At 66.8% G+C, this 14,564-nt stretch carries 10 protein-coding genes; 4 read left to right on the forward strand and 6 right to left on the reverse strand.

Annotated elements, in window-relative coordinates:
- Positions 1-308: 308 nt before the first annotated feature.
- The 6 genes from metJ to AC3A56_RS04555 form a co-directional block, all read right to left on the reverse strand.
- Positions 309-860: a met regulon transcriptional regulator MetJ gene (gene metJ, locus AC3A56_RS04530; RefSeq protein ID WP_082542781.1), complete on the reverse strand. Its 552-nt coding sequence runs from the start codon at positions 858-860 to the stop codon at positions 309-311.
- Between the two features lie 731 nt (positions 861-1,591).
- On the reverse strand, positions 1,592-1,987 hold the full coding sequence (gcvH, locus tag AC3A56_RS04535) for a glycine cleavage system protein GcvH (RefSeq protein ID WP_487769476.1): 396 nt from the start codon (positions 1,985-1,987) through the stop codon (positions 1,592-1,594).
- A gap of 99 nt (positions 1,988-2,086) precedes the next feature.
- The gene (gene gcvT, locus AC3A56_RS04540) at positions 2,087-3,187 is read right to left on the reverse strand and encodes a glycine cleavage system aminomethyltransferase GcvT (RefSeq protein WP_056717401.1); all 1,101 of its coding nucleotides are present in this window, start codon (positions 3,185-3,187) and stop codon (positions 2,087-2,089) included.
- 84 nt (positions 3,188-3,271) lie between these two features.
- Positions 3,272-5,119, reverse strand: coding sequence for an adenylyl-sulfate kinase (cysC, locus tag AC3A56_RS04545; protein ID WP_487769477.1), 1,848 nt, complete (start codon positions 5,117-5,119; stop codon positions 3,272-3,274).
- Positions 5,119-6,036, reverse strand: coding sequence for a sulfate adenylyltransferase subunit CysD (gene cysD / locus AC3A56_RS04550; protein WP_487769478.1), 918 nt, complete (start codon positions 6,034-6,036; stop codon positions 5,119-5,121). The genes cysC and cysD overlap by 1 nt, the downstream gene beginning before the upstream one ends.
- 77 nt (positions 6,037-6,113) lie before the next feature.
- A complete protein-coding gene (locus tag AC3A56_RS04555) occupies positions 6,114-7,511 on the reverse strand; it encodes an amidase (protein ID WP_056717398.1) in 1,398 nt (465 codons plus the stop codon).
- A 169-nt stretch (positions 7,512-7,680) separates the two neighbouring features.
- Between AC3A56_RS04555 and AC3A56_RS04560 the strand changes: the two genes are divergently transcribed.
- The 4 genes from AC3A56_RS04560 (at position 7,681) to AC3A56_RS04575 (ending at position 14,477) form a co-directional block, all read left to right on the forward strand.
- Positions 7,681-9,291 carry an electron transfer flavoprotein-ubiquinone oxidoreductase gene (locus AC3A56_RS04560; RefSeq protein WP_487769479.1) on the forward strand — a complete coding sequence of 537 codons (1,611 nt, stop codon included), beginning with the start codon at positions 7,681-7,683 and terminating at the stop codon, positions 9,289-9,291.
- Between the two features lie 53 nt (positions 9,292-9,344).
- Positions 9,345-10,208: a phytanoyl-CoA dioxygenase family protein gene (locus AC3A56_RS04565; protein ID WP_487769480.1), complete on the forward strand. Its 864-nt coding sequence runs from the start codon at positions 9,345-9,347 to the stop codon at positions 10,206-10,208.
- Positions 10,209-10,317: 109 nt separating this feature from the next.
- Positions 10,318-12,366, forward strand: a complete 2,049-nt coding sequence (locus AC3A56_RS04570; RefSeq protein ID WP_487769481.1) for a glycosyltransferase — start codon at positions 10,318-10,320, stop codon at positions 12,364-12,366.
- A 50-nt stretch (positions 12,367-12,416) separates the two neighbouring features.
- The gene (locus AC3A56_RS04575; RefSeq protein WP_487769482.1) at positions 12,417-14,477 is read left to right on the forward strand and encodes a glycoside hydrolase family 99-like domain-containing protein; all 2,061 of its coding nucleotides are present in this window, start codon (positions 12,417-12,419) and stop codon (positions 14,475-14,477) included.
- Positions 14,478-14,564 lie beyond the last annotated feature (87 nt).

Below are 14,564 nucleotides of genomic sequence, written 5' to 3' on the forward strand. Positions count from 1 at the left end.
CCAGGAGCGACGAATCCCCCGGATTCACCGCGGCGCGGATGTGCAGAAGGTAACTCCAATGGGACAGCACGGCAAATGGCGCGAATTCCGGACCGCCGGGGAAAGACGCCTCACCCGCCGGCGACTCGCCGGGCGCGGACTCGATGCGGGCCAGCTGGCCCCGCGCCTCCCGCCGGAAACTTTTCCGTCGCCGGAAACGAAGCGTCCCGGCCAGGCCGGGACGAATCTTTCGAAGTGCTCTCCCCGCGCTGGGCACCGCGGGGAGAGAAGTCGATTGCTTGTCTTATTGTTGGGTAACGCGGGTCGGCTTACTTCTTCGCTTTGGCTTTGGCGGTCTTGGTGGCCTTCACCACCTTGGCCGGTGCAGCTTTCTTGGCGGCAGCCTTCTTCGGCGCAGCCTTCTTCGCAACCTTCTTCACGGCAGCTTTCTTGGCAGCAGCCGGCTTCTTGGCAGCAGCCTTCTTGGCGGCCGGCTTCTTGGCGGCAACCTTCTTGGCTGCCGGCTTCTTCGCTACCGGCTTCTTGGCGGCAGCCTTCTTGGCGGCAACCTTCTTCACGGCGGGCTTCTTGGCGGCGGCCTTCTTGGCGGCCGGTTTCTTTGCAGCGGGTTTCTTGGCAGTGGCCATGGTTCGTCTCAGCTCCTCATCAGTTGGCAGTGGTTGCCCAGTAAAAGCGTGCAGGAACGCTTCGACCAACACGTCACTGTTGGTAGCGTGCCGAAGATTGTTCACTTGACGATGCGTGCGCAAATCAGAAAGCCGCCGCAATACATGCAGCGGAATCGAGACAGTGATCTTGCGTACTGCATTCGCCTTTTCACCGTGTTCGACGTACGGCTTGATGAATTTGGTTGTTGCCATAAAACGCATTCCCCGTGATCTGTTGCGAAAGCTATCCCTGAAGATTTCTGGTGTCAATTGATTTCAATCATGAAATCAACCCGCCCGACCGGCCGCGATCCGCCCGGAACCACCGCGCGACGCGGCCTGCGGGGTTTGCATGCATCTTTCAATTGGACGTCCATACTTCCAAACGGATTTTGATCAGAATTTGACCAACACCTTGAAAGCCTTGTCCTGCAAGGCTTTCGCCATGCGCGACGAAAAAATGTTGAAAATCTTCCGCGCGAAAGCGATTCTCTGGCGCGATGCAAAATGGCCACCGCAACACCGTCGCCGACAGATGAACGGAACGCGACTGAAATCATTTTTCCGACTAGCCGAAAGATGGCCCGATCCCGGGTCGGGCAGGCCCGGAATGCATCGTCGACCAGATGATGCGTCCCGACTTCTCCAGGAAGGACGACGTGCGAGCACGCGCTCGCGGACCGATCGATCGTCGCCGCGCTCCGTTCGAAGACTGCGTGACGGAAAATTGCCGGGGAAGATTGCAGCGAAAAATCCACGCGAACTTCCCGACGATTTACCACTGATCCTGCGCTACCCGTCCCGGGAAAGTGCAGCGCGATTGCCTTGCGAAAAGAAGGCTCCGACGCAGCACGGCGAACCATCCCGAGCGGGCAAACCGCTATCGCAAAAACGGCGCCGGCCGCAAAAGCGGCCGGCGGAACATCACTCGACGAGCGAAAGACTCAGTGGTCTTCGTTCTCGACCACATCCTGGTAGTCATTCGCATCCAGCAGTTCGTCGAGCTCGGCACGATCGCTGGGACGCACCAGGAAGATCCAGCCTTCACCGAAGGCATCCTCGTTGATGGTTTCCGGCTTGTCATTGAGCAGCTCGTTGACCTCGACAACCTCGCCCGAGACCGGGGAGTAGATGTCCGACGCCGCCTTCACCGACTCCACCACGGCAGCGCCGGTGCCAGCCTTCACCGCCGAACCGACTTCGGGCAGCTCGACGTAGACGAGGTCGCCAAGCTGGCCCTGCGCGTGATCGGAGATGCCCACCCGTACCAGGCCGTCGTCTTCGACGCGGGCCCACTCGTGGGATTTGAGAAATTTCAGATCGCCGGGAATCTCGCTCATGATCGGGGTCCACTCGTTGGGTTGGGTTGCAGGCGGTGATTCTAGCCACATCCGCCTGCGGGAAGAATGTGCCGCGAGCGGCACGTGCATGACGACAACCTAGATCCCTTCGCAGGGTTTGCCGTCGCGCACGAAGGGATATTTCACCAGACGCACCGGCACCTCGCGACCGCGGATGTCGACGCGCACGTCACCCGGCGCGCCGGCCGGGATGCGTGCGAACGCCACCGCCTTGTTCAGGGTGGGCGCAAAGCTGCCCGAAAGGATCTCGCCCTCGCCGTTCGCGGTCAGCACCTTCTGGCCGTGGCGCAGCACGCCCTTGTCATCCAGCACCAGCCCGACCATTACGCGCGGCACGCCGGCAGCCTTCTGCTGCTCCAGCGCGGCGCGACCGATGAAGTCGCGTCCCTCGTCCAGCGCGATGGTCCAGGCCAGGTTCGCCTCCCACGGCGTGACCGTCTCGTCCATGTCCTGACCATACAGGTTCATGCCCGCCTCCAGGCGCAAGGTATCGCGCGCGCCGAGGCCGGCCGGCGCGACACCCGCCGCAGCCAGTGCTTCCCACAGGGCGACGGCATGCTCGGCGGGAACCACGATCTCGAAACCGTCCTCGCCGGTGTAACCGGTGCGCGCCACGAACAGTGGCATGCCGTGCGGCCCCTGCGCCGCGGCAGCGGCAAACTTGCCGAGCTTCTCGATGCGCGCGCGATCCACTTCATGCAACAGCCCCAGCACCTTGGCGCGGGCGGCCGGGCCCTGCACCGCGATCATCGCGAACTCGGGACGCTCCTTCACCTGCACCTCGAACGCCTGCGCCTGAAGCTCGATCCAGGCCAGGTCCTTGGCGCGGGTGCCGGCATTGACCACCAGCCGGTAGAACTCGTCGCCCAGGTAATACACGATCAGGTCGTCGATCACGCCGCCACGCTCGTCGAGCATGCAGGAATACAGCGCCTTGCCTTGCACCTTCAGCTTGTCGATGCTGTTGGCCAGCAGGTGGCGAAGGAAGTCGCGGACCCGCGCACCATGCAGATCGATCACGGTCATGTGCGAAACGTCGAACATGCCGGCCTCGCGGCGTACCGCGTGATGCTCCTCGATCTGCGAGCCGTAGTTGATCGGCATGTCCCAGCCACCGAAATCGACCATGCGTGCACCGAGTGCGCGATGGGTGGCATTGAGTACGGTCTTCTCGGTCATTGCGACGCAGCCTTGCGGAGGGGATGGGCCATTATCCCCGCCAGCACCCGGCAATCCAAGCCGAGTCCCCCCCTCCCCGCCCGCTCAGTCCAGACCTGGCAGGCTGGCGATGACCTGTTCGGCGAGTGCCTCGGCGCGCCGACCGTCGGCCAGCAGGTGGACTTCCGCCGCCTCGGGTCTTTCGTAGGGTGCATCGATGCCGGTGAAATTGCGGATCGCGCCGGACCGTGCCTTGCGGTACAGGCCCTTGGGGTCGCGTCGCTCGCATTCCTCCAGCGAGGCGTCCACGAACACCTCGATGAACTCGCCCGGCTCGAACATGTCGCGCGCGGAACGTCGCTCGCCGCGATACGGCGAGATCGCGCTGACCAGCACGATCAGGCCCGCGTCCACCATCAGGTGCGCCACCTCGGCGATGCGCCGGATGTTCTCGACGCGGTCCTCCGGGGTGAAACCCAGATCCTTGTTGATGCCATGGCGCACATTGTCGCCGTCGAGCAGATAGGTGTGGCAACCCAGTGCATGCAGCCTGCGCTCGACCAGGTTCGCAACGGTCGACTTGCCCGCGCCGGACAGGCCGGTGAACCACAGGCACAACGGCTGCTGCCCCTTGCTGGAGGCGCGTACCTGCTTGTCGATGTCGACATGCTGCCAGTGCACGTTGGCCGAGCGCCGCAGCGCGAAGTCCAGCATGCCGCAGGCCACCGTGGCATTGTTCTGGCGGTCGATCAGGATGAAGCCGCCCAGGGTGCGGTTGTCGGCATAGGTCTCGAACGCGATTTCCTCGTCGAGTCCCAGCGTGCAGCTGCCTACTTCGTTCAACAGCAGCTGTCGCGCCGCCAGTTTCGCCTGGCTGTTGACGTCCACCTTGTGCCTGATCGACATCACCCGGGCACTGACCGTGCGCGTGCCGAGCTTCAGCCAATAGTCGCGGTTGGGCAGCAATGGCGCATCGCCCACCCACAGCAGGTGGCAGGCGAACTGGTCGGCCACCTGCGCGGGATGCAGCGCATCGGCCAGCACATCGCCGCGGATGATGTCGATCTCGCGATCCAGGCACAGCGTCACCGCCTGCCCTTCGCCTGCCTGGGCCAGGTCGCCATCGGCGGTGACGATACGCGCGACGCGCGCACGCTGCCCGCCGGGCTGCACCACGATCTCGTCGTCGCAGGACACGCGGCCACCGCAGATCGTGCCGGCGTAACCGCGAAAGCTGTGATCCGGCCGGCTCACCCATTGCACCGGCATGCGGAAATCGGCGGCGCGAACGGGCGTGACGTCGGCGAATTCCAGCAGGCCGAGCAGGCTGTCACCGGCATACCAGGGCATGCGCGTCGAACGCGTACCCACGTTGTCGCCACTCAGCGCCGCCACCGGCAGGCAATGCACCTGGTCGATGCCCAGCTCGGCAGCAAGCTCGCGGTAGCTGGCGGCAATCGCCTCGAACGCTGCCTGGTCGAAGTCGACCAGGTCCATCTTGTTCACCGCCAGCACCAGTTGGCGGATACCCAGCAGCGCGCATATGTAGGTATGTCGCCAGGTCTGCGTCAGCACGCCCTTGCGTGCGTCGACCAGCACCACGGCAAGCTCCGCGTTGGACGCGCCGGTGGCCATGTTGCGGGTGTACTGCTCGTGCCCGGGGCAGTCGGCCACGATGAAGCTGCGCCGCGCGGTATGGAAATAGCGGTAGGCCACATCGATGGTGATGCCCTGCTCGCGCTCCGCATCCAGGCCGTCGGTCAGCAGGGCGAAATCGAGCATGTCGCTGCCGACGCCATGCTGGCGACGGCTGTCCCGTTCCAGCGCGGCCAGCTGGTCGTCCGGCAGCATGCCGGCATCGTAGAGCAGGCGCCCGAGCAGACTGCTCTTGCCGTCATCGACGCTGCCGCAGGTAATGAAGCGGAGCAGTCCCGGTACGCTGGGCACGGTCATCAGAAATAGCCTTCCTGCTTCTTGCGCTCCATCGAGGCGGAAGCATCCTGGTCGATCACGCGGCCCTGTCGCTCCGAACTGCGCGAATGCGCCATCTCGTCGATGATCTTCGCCAGCGTGTCGGCCGAGGATTCGACCGCACCGGTCAGCGGATAACAGCCGAGCGTGCGGAAGCGTACCTCGCGCATCTGCACCGATTCGCCCTCGCGCAACACGAAGCGTTCGTCGTCGACCATGATCAGCGCGCCATCGCGCTCGACCACCGGCCGGGGTTTGGCGAAATACAGCGGTACGACCTCGATGCCTTCGCGCTCGATGTAATGCCACACGTCCATTTCGGTCCAGTTCGACAGCGGGAACACCCGCACGCTTTCACCCTTGTGGATGTGCGTGTTGAAGGTGTGCCAGAACTCCGGCCGCTGGCTGCGCGGGTCCCAGCGATGCTGGGCGTTGCGGAACGAGAAGATGCGTTCCTTCGCGCGGGATTTCTCCTCGTCGCGGCGGGCGCCGCCGATCGCCGCATCGAAGCCGTGCTGGTTCAGCGCCTGCTTCAGCGCCTGGGTCTTCATCACGTCGGTGTGCACGGTGGCGCCGTGGGTCAGTGGCGAAATGCCCTGGCGCACGCCGTCCTGGTTGATGTGCACCAGCAGGTCGATCTCGCCGGTCGCGGCCAGGCGGTCGCGGAAGGCGATCATCTCGCGGAACTTCCAGGTCGTGTCGACGTGCAGCAACGGCATCGGCGGGCGGCCCGGATGGAACGCCTTGCGCAGCAGGTGCAGCAGCACCGAGGAATCCTTGCCGATCGAATACAGCATCACCGGGTGCCGGAAGGCCGCCTGCACTTCGCGCAGGATGTGGATGCTTTCGGCCTCGAGTTCGTCGAGATGGGATGAGGATGCGACCGGTACGGATGTCATGCCATCAGACACTGGAGTTTCGCGATGTGGGATCAGGGGCCGCGTCGATGCGACAAGCACCGCATGTTATCCGATCCTCAGGCAAGCACCGGATAGGCCGGGTCGGCATCCAGCGTCGCCGCGCATACTGCCGCCAGTTCCAGCAGGCGCAGATCCGAACCGCGCGCACCGACCAGTTGCAGCCCCACCGGCATGCCGTTGGGCAGCGTTCCCATCGGCAGGCTCACCGCGGGGCAACCGGCCAGACTGGCGAAGCTGGTGAGGTCGGCCTGCGAATCGGGCACCGGTCCATCCAGCGGGAACGCTCCCTGGGGCGTGGTCGGCATGACCAGCACGTCGACCCGGGAAAACAGCCGGCGCATTTTCAGCGTGGCCGCATCCAGCACGCGGTCGGCCGCCGCATAATCCGCCGCGCTCTTGCGGCCGGCGTAGCCGAGCATCTGACGGAAGCGCTCCGATACCGGGCGCTCGGTGTTGGCCAGGTCGGCGGCGAAGGTGCCGAGCATCTCCGCCTCCATCAGCAGCAGGCCGGCGCGGCGCGTGCGGGCGAAATCCCAGTCGGCGAAATCCACCGTGCGCCGATCGCCCAGCGCATGCGGGAGTTTCGCCAGCGCCGACTCGAACACCTCGATCACTTCCGGCTGCACGCCCACGCCAGCGAGATCCGGCAGCAGGCCGGCGCGCAGGTTGCCCGGCTCCCAGTCCGGCAGGGCGAACGCGACACGCCGACGGCGCGAACGCGCATCGTCGGCGTCGTAGCCGGCCAACACCTGCAGCAGGACGGTCAGGTCATCGGCGCTGCGCGCCAGCAGGCCGACGGCATCCAGTCGCCGCGCCGCCGGCACCAGGCCACGGGCGGAAATTTCGCCGTGCGTCGGCTTCAATGCATACAGGCCGCAGTAGCTCGCCGGGATGCGGATCGAGCCGAGGCTGTCCGAACCCACCGCGGCCACCGCCAGGCCCGCGGCGACGGCTGCCGCCGCGCCGCCGGAAGAGCCGCCGGCGGTGTAGCCGTGCCGATGCGGATTGTGGGTGGCGCCGAAGTGCGGATTGTCGGTGGTGGCACCCAGCGCGCCTTCGTCCATGTTGGTCTTGCCCACCAGCAGCGCGCCGGAAGCACGCAGCCGCGCCACTACGTGGGCATCTTCCTGCACCGGCTTGCCGCGACCGGGGAGGCCGACCCGCGTAGGCCAGCCGGCGATGTCGAAGTTGTCCTTCACCGCCAGCGGAATGCCGTCCAGCCGTCCGATCACGCCGTCGCGACGACGCCGGTCGGCCAGGTCCGCCTGATCCTGCAGCAGGCCCGAACGCTGGTCGACATAAGCATGCAGTTCGGGGTCCAGCCGTTCGATCGCCTGCTGGTAGACATCGGCCAGCACCCGCGGCTGCACCCGGCCGGTGGCCAGCCAGTGCAGCAATTGGCAAAGCGAGGCACGACGCAAGTCGAGATCGGCGATCGGCGGCATCGAATTCATGAAAACTCCCTGAGAATGCCCCGATTATCACCGCGTCCCGTGAAGTGAATGCAAGCGGTGGCGCAGCACGCGTTGCCGCGCGGCGCCCGAAACCGGACAATGGTCGTCTGATCCATACCCCGACGCACGGCAACCGCCTGCGCCCACACCTCGCATCCCGGAGTCCGCCATGAGCGAACGCGAAACCATGGAATACGACGTCGTCGTCGTCGGCGCCGGTCCGGCGGGACTGTCATTCGCGATACGACTCAAGCAACTGAAGCCCGACGTGAACGTCTGCGTGATCGAGAAAGCCTCGGCCATCGGCGCGCAGATCCTCTCCGGCGCGGTGATCGAGCCGCAGCCGCTGGACGCCCTGCTGCCCGGTTGGCGCGACCGGCCACCACCTATTTGCGTGCCCGCGGGCGACGACGAATTCTGGCTGCTCGGCAAGGATGGCGGCCACAAGCTGCCGGTGCCGCCGGGCATGCGCAACCACGGCAACTTCATCGTGTCGCTGGGCGCGATGTGCGCATGGCTGGCGCCCCAGGCCGAGGCGCTGGGCGTGGACGTGTTCCCCGGTTTCGCCGCTGCCGACAACATCTACAACGAAGACGGCTCGGTCGCCGGCGTGCGCATCGGCGACATGGGCGTGGCGAAGGACGGCACGCACAAGCCCGGTTACACCGAAGGCATCGACATCAAGGCGAAAGTCACCGTACTGGCCGAGGGTGCCCGCGGCAGCCTCACCAAGCAGTTGATCAAGCGCTTCAAGCTGGACGCCGACAGCGATCCGCAAGGCTATTCCATCGGCATCAAGGAGCTGTGGCAGCTGCCCGCCGGCCGCGTCACGCCGGGCAAGATCGTGCACAGCTTCGGCTGGCCCGCCGACACGCATACCTATGGCGGCAGCTTCATGTACCACCTGGACAAGGATCGCATCGCGCTCGGCTACATCAGCGGGCTCGACTACAGCGACCCGGAATACAAGCCGTGGGAGGCCTTCCAGCAGTGGAAGAACCATCCGATGGTGAAGCCGGTGCTGGAGGACGGCACGATCCTGTCGGCCGGCGCGCGCGCCATCGTCACCGGCGGCTGGCAGTCGCTGCCGAAGTGCGAGATGCCCGGCGCGATCCTGATCGGCGACACCGCCGGCCTGCTCAACGTACCCAAGGTGAAAGGCACCCACCAGGCACTGAAGAGCGGCATGCTGGCCGCCGAGCATCTCGCCGCGAACGGCCTGGACGCCGCCGGCTTCGACGCGAAGCTGCGCGGCTCGGACGTGATGGCCGAACTGAAAAAGGTGCGCAACATCAAGCCCGCGTTCAAGAAGGGCCTGTGGTTCGGACTGCTCAATGCGGCGTGGGAAACCGTCACCGTCGGCCTGTCGCCGTGGACGCTGAAGAACAAGGCCGACTGGTCCTCGCTGCACAAGCTCGGTGCCCAGGAAGAACCGAAGCGCGACTACGTGCAGCGCACGCTTGCCCCGCGCGACCGCCTGGCCGGCGTCTACTTCGCCGCCACCGAGCACGACGAAGACCAGCCGATCCACCTGCACGTGGCCGACACCGACATCTGCGCCACGAAGTGCGTCGAGGAATACGACAATCCCTGCACCCGCTTCTGTCCCGCCAACGTCTACGAGATGGTGGCCGACGAAAGCCAGCCGCACGGCAAGCGCCTGCAAGTCAACGCGGCCAACTGCGTGCACTGCAAGACCTGCGACATCAAGGACCCGTACGAGATCATCACCTGGGTCACGCCGGAAGGCGGTTCGGGCCCGAACTACCAGAACCTCTGAGAAGCCGCCCATGATTTCCGGCACATGGCGGCGTGGCTTCCCGGCAAACCGGCATGACTGACGCCCTGGCCCAGCTCACCGGACAAGGCTATGCGGTGATCCGCAACGCCGTGTCCGTGGCCGCGTGCGAGCGCGCGCTGGCCGGCATCGATGCGTTCAAGCGGGTGCACCGTGCGGCGATCCGCGACAATGCCAACGAACACGGCCAGCTCTACCGGGTGGTGAACATGCATCTGGCGATCGATGCACTGGCTGACGTGTTTGCGGAAAACTCCGCGTTGGCCACCTGCGATCGCTTTTTCGGGGAACCCGCCACGCTCTACACCAGCCTGTATTACGAACGTGGCTCCGAGCAGGCGCTGCATCGCGACACGCCGTACTTCTGCACGCGCCCGCCCGACCGCTACCTGGGGATGTGGCTGGCGCTGGATGACGTCGATGCGGACAACGGGCCGCTGCGGGTGGTACCGCGCAGTCATTTGTTGCCGGCGATCGACGTGGCCGCACTGGCGCGGGAACTGTTTCCCGACCCCGGCTCGATCCCGCCGATCTCCGATCTCGGCTGGAACGCCTACCAGGCCGCCGTGCAGCGGCAGTGCGACGAGCGCGGCATGCTTGCGCAAGAGATCCACGTGAAGCGTGGCGACATGATCATCTGGCACCCGTCGATGTTCCACGGCGGTTCGCCTCATCAGGTCAGGCAGCGCTCACGGCGCAGCCTGGTCATGCACGTCACGCCGCAAAGCGTACCGGTGCATCACATCGATGTGTTCTTCGATCCCGACAGGCCGGTTGCGGCAAAGGCGGACTGGCGCTACTACCGACACGGCCAGCGCCGGATCGCACGCTTCCGCGAGATCGATTTCGGCCATACCCACAAGCTGGCCGTTCGTCGGTGGCGCTGGCCGTGGCCATGACCCGCGTGGCGGTGACGCTCGCCTGCCGGGGTTCGGCCACCGACAATGGCCGCGGCGATCCCCGGAGGAAGCAGTCCTGATTTCCCACCTGCGATGGCGCCTGAAGCGCTTGGTCTATATCAGCCGCCGCATCGCCGCCAGCCTGGCGCTGCGTGGCGTGCGCGGTACGCTGGCGCGCGTCGCGCAGGAGTTCCAGGCGCGTCCCGCGTTCGACGAGGCGCTGGAGCTGTTGCCGCTGGACGAGCCGTTCGCACCCTTTGCGTTGCCCGTCAGCGGGCAGCCTCGTGTCTCGGTGATCATCCCGATCCACGGCAAGCTTGCCTATACCCTCGCCTGCCTGCGTTCGCTGGCGCGACATGGAGCACGGACGGCTTTCGAAGTGATCGTGGTGGATGACGCGTCGCCGGACGACAGCGCCGCGACACTCGCCCGGATCGCCGGCCTGCATCTGGTGCGCAACGCCGACAACCTCGGCTTCGTCGGCAGCTGCAACGCCGGTGCGGCCGCCGCTCGCGGCGAGTTCCTGCTGTTCCTCAACAACGACACCCAGGTCACGCCGGGCTGGCTGGACGCGCTGCTGCAGTGCTTCGCCGATCATCCCGACTGCGGCATCGCGGGCAGCAAGCTGGTGTATCCGGACGGCCGCCTGCAGGAAGCCGGCGCGCTGGTGTTCGCCGACGGCAGTTGCTGGACCACCGGTCGCTTCGAGCCGCGCCAGGCCGCGACGTTCCGCTGGCGTCGCGAAGTCGACTACGTCTCCGGCGCGGCCTTGCTGATCCGCCGCGAGGTCTTCCGACAGGTCGGCGGTTTCGACCTGCGTTACGCCCCGGCCTACTACGAGGATGTCGACCTGGCCTTCGCCGTGCGCCGGCTCGGCCTGCGCGTGTACTACGAGCCGGCCAGCACGGTGATCCATTGCGAAGGCATCAGCGCGGGCACCGATCTCGATCGCGGCATGAAACGCCACCAGCGCCTCAACCAGCTGACCTTCGTCGACAAATGGGCCACCGAACTGGCAGCCCAGCCACCGGTTGGCACGGCGGTGGAAAGGGCGATCCGCTGGCGCCAGCGCGGCCTCGTGCTGGTGGTGGATGCGATGACGCCGGAACCGGCGCGCGACTCGGGCTCGCTGCGGCTGTGCGCGATCCTGGGCCTGCTCGACGGACAAGGCTGGGGCACCGTCTTCCTGCCCGACGACGGCCGCGCCAGTCCCGCGGAAATCGATGCGCTGGGCGCGCTGGGCTGCGAGGTGCTGTGCCGGCCCGCAGTGGCCGACCTGCCGCATTGGCTGCGCCGGCACGGCCACGAACTGCATGCGGTGATCCTGTGCCGCCACACGGTGGCAGGCCAGTACGCCGCCGCCGTCCGTCGCCACGCGCCGCAGGCCCGGCTGATCTTCGACACCGTGGATCTGCACTTCCTGCGCGAGGGCCGCGCTGCCGAAGTGGGTGGCAGCGCAGCGATGGCCCGCCAGGCGGAAGCGGCACGCCGCAGCGAGCTGGCCCTGATCGAACAGTCCGACGTCAGCCTGGTGGTCAGTCCGCACGAACAGGACTTGCTGGCGCAACTGCTGCCCCGGGCGCGGGTGGAGCTGCTGTCGAACATCCATACCGTGCAGGCTTGCCGGCGCGCTCACCACGAGCGGCGCGACCTGGTCTTCATCGGCGGCTACGGCCACCCGCCGAACAGCGACGCGCTGCGCTGGATCGCCACGGAAATCCTGCCGAAACTGCGCGAGCTCTCGCCGAAGATTACCGTGCACGTGCTCGGCGACATGCCCGACACCGCGCGGCGCGAACTGGCCGTTCCCGGCATGGAACTGCACGGGCGCGTCGCCGAGCTGACGCCGTGGCTGGATGCCTGCCTGGCGTCCCTCGCACCGCTGCGCTTCGGTGCCGGCGTGAAGGGGAAGATCAACATGGCGATGAGCCATGGCGTACCGGTGATCGCCACGCCGGTGGCGGTCGAAGGCATGCAACTCGTCGATGGTCGCGACGTGCTGGTGGCCAGCGACGCCGCCGGTTTCGTCGACGCGGTCCTGCGGCTGCAACGCGACGAGGCGCTCTGGCGGCAACTGTCGGCCGGCGGCCAGGACAACGTGCGCCAGCACTTCTCGCCCGAGGCCGCCGACACCACCCTGCGCCGGGTGCTGGATTGACCACCGGTCTTCCAGCGCCGATGCTGCGGCATTGCCCCTGATCCTCCGTCATGCCCTCCTCTCACTTCGCCAAGCGACTCCTGTTCACCGCGCTGCGTGCCGGCTTTCGCCTCACGCCGATGCCGGCGACCACGCGTGACCGGCTGCGCCAGCGATTTCTGGACCGTCACGCCGACCTGCTGCCACCCGGTCCGCGCGGACAGGCGGGCAGCGGCTCGCAGGTCGAACACCGGCTGCGCACCAGCGCGGACGCGCGTGCCATCGGCTTCGCACCACATCGCGCCGGCAACCTGCCGGCATCGCTGCCCGCCACCGTGGTCGCGTTCTACCTGCCGCAGTTCCACCCGATTCCGGAGAACGACGCATGGTGGGGCGCCGGCTTCACCGAGTGGCACAACGTGACCCGCGCCCTGCCGCAATTCGAGGGGCACGCGCAGCCGCGCCTGCCCGGCGAACTGGGCTTCTATGACCTGCGCCAGCCCGACGTCATGCGCCAGCAGATGACGCTGGCCCGCGAGTACGGCCTTGGCGCGTTCTGCAGCTATTTCTACTGGTTCGCCGGCAAGACCCTGCTGGAGCAGCCGCTGCAGCAATGGCTGGCCGATCCCGCGCTCGATCTGCCGCTGTGCCTGTGCTGGGCCAACGAGAACTGGTCACGCCGCTGGGACGGTCGCGCCGACGACATCCTGATCGGCCAGCGCCACGACCATGCCGATGACCATGCCTTCATCGCGCACGTCGCGCGTTACCTCACCGACCCGCGCTACCTGCGCGTCGACGGCAAACCGCTGTTGCTGGTCTATCGACCCGGCCTGCTGCCCGACGCGAAGGCGACTGCCGCGCGCTGGCGCGAATGGTGCCGGGGCAACGGCATCGGTGAGATCCAGCTGGCCTATGTGCAGAGCTTCGATCGCGTCGATCCGCGCACGATCGGCTTCGATGCCGCGGTCGAATTCCCGCCGAACAACACCACGCTCGACCCGATCACGGCCAGGCAGCGCCTGCTCAATCCGGACTATCACGGCGACGTGCATGACTGGCGCGAACTGGCCCGGCTGTCGATGGCGCAAGCCGATCCGCCCTATCCGCGCTATCCCGCGGTCAACCCCGGCTGGGACAACGAGCCGCGGCGCAGCGGGCGCGGCCGGGTGTTCGCGCATGCCTCGCCACGCGGCTACCGCGACTGGTTGCGTCATGCGGTGGCCACCGCGCGACGGCGCTTTCCGGCGCAACCGCTGGTCTTCGTCAACGCCTGGAACGAATGGGCCGAAGGCGCGGTGCTGGAACCGGACAGGCGGCTCGGCCACGCCTGGCTCGAAGCCACCCGAAACGCACTGCGGGCCGAAGCGCCCCCGGACGCGCGACCCTGCGCGGTGATCCACATCTGGTACCCCGAACTGCTGGACGAGCTGGTCGCCGCGCTGCGCGCCAGCAATATCGACTGGCGCATCGTGATCACCACCGCGCACGAGCGCGAACAGGCGGTGCGCGAGCGCGCCGGGCAACTTGGCCTGGACGCCGAGATCGACGTGTTCGAGAACCGCGGGCGCGACATCCTGCCGTTCCTGCACGTGGCCAACCGCCTGCTCGACGAAGGCGTGACCACGGTGCTCAAGCTGCACGGCAAGCGCTCCACCCATCGCCAGGACGGCGAGGCCTGGCGCCGCGAACTGCTCGACAAGCTGCTTGCGCCGGAACGGGCCAGTCGCATCGCCGCCGCCTTCCGCGACGACGCGGAGCTGGGCTTGGTGCATGCCGAAGGGCACCTGCAACCGCTGGACTACTACTGGGGCGCCAACCAGGACAACGTCGACTACCTCACCCGCCGTCTGGGCATCGCGGCCCCAAACGTGGAGACCGACAGCTTCATCGCCGGCAGCATGTTCTGGGTGCGACCGGCGGCGTTTCGCCCGCTGCTCGACGCCCATCTGGAGATGGCGGGATTCGAAGCCGAAGCGGGCCAGCTCGATGGCACGCTGGCCCATGCGATCGAGCGGGTATTCAGCCTCGCCGCGCGTAGCGGAGGATTCACCGTGAAGAGCACGGCCGGGCTGCTGGGGCTGGTCGACGCCGCCCCCGGACCGTATCCCTATGCCCGGCGAAGCGGCTGAGGCTGCGTCGCATCGCCGCAGACCCGCCCCGTTTCGTACGAATGTTTGAAGCCGGTTAGAATGGCGGCTCCCGCGCCCCCGCAGGGG

Source organism: Rhodanobacter sp. Soil_C_14, from assembly GCF_057657335.1.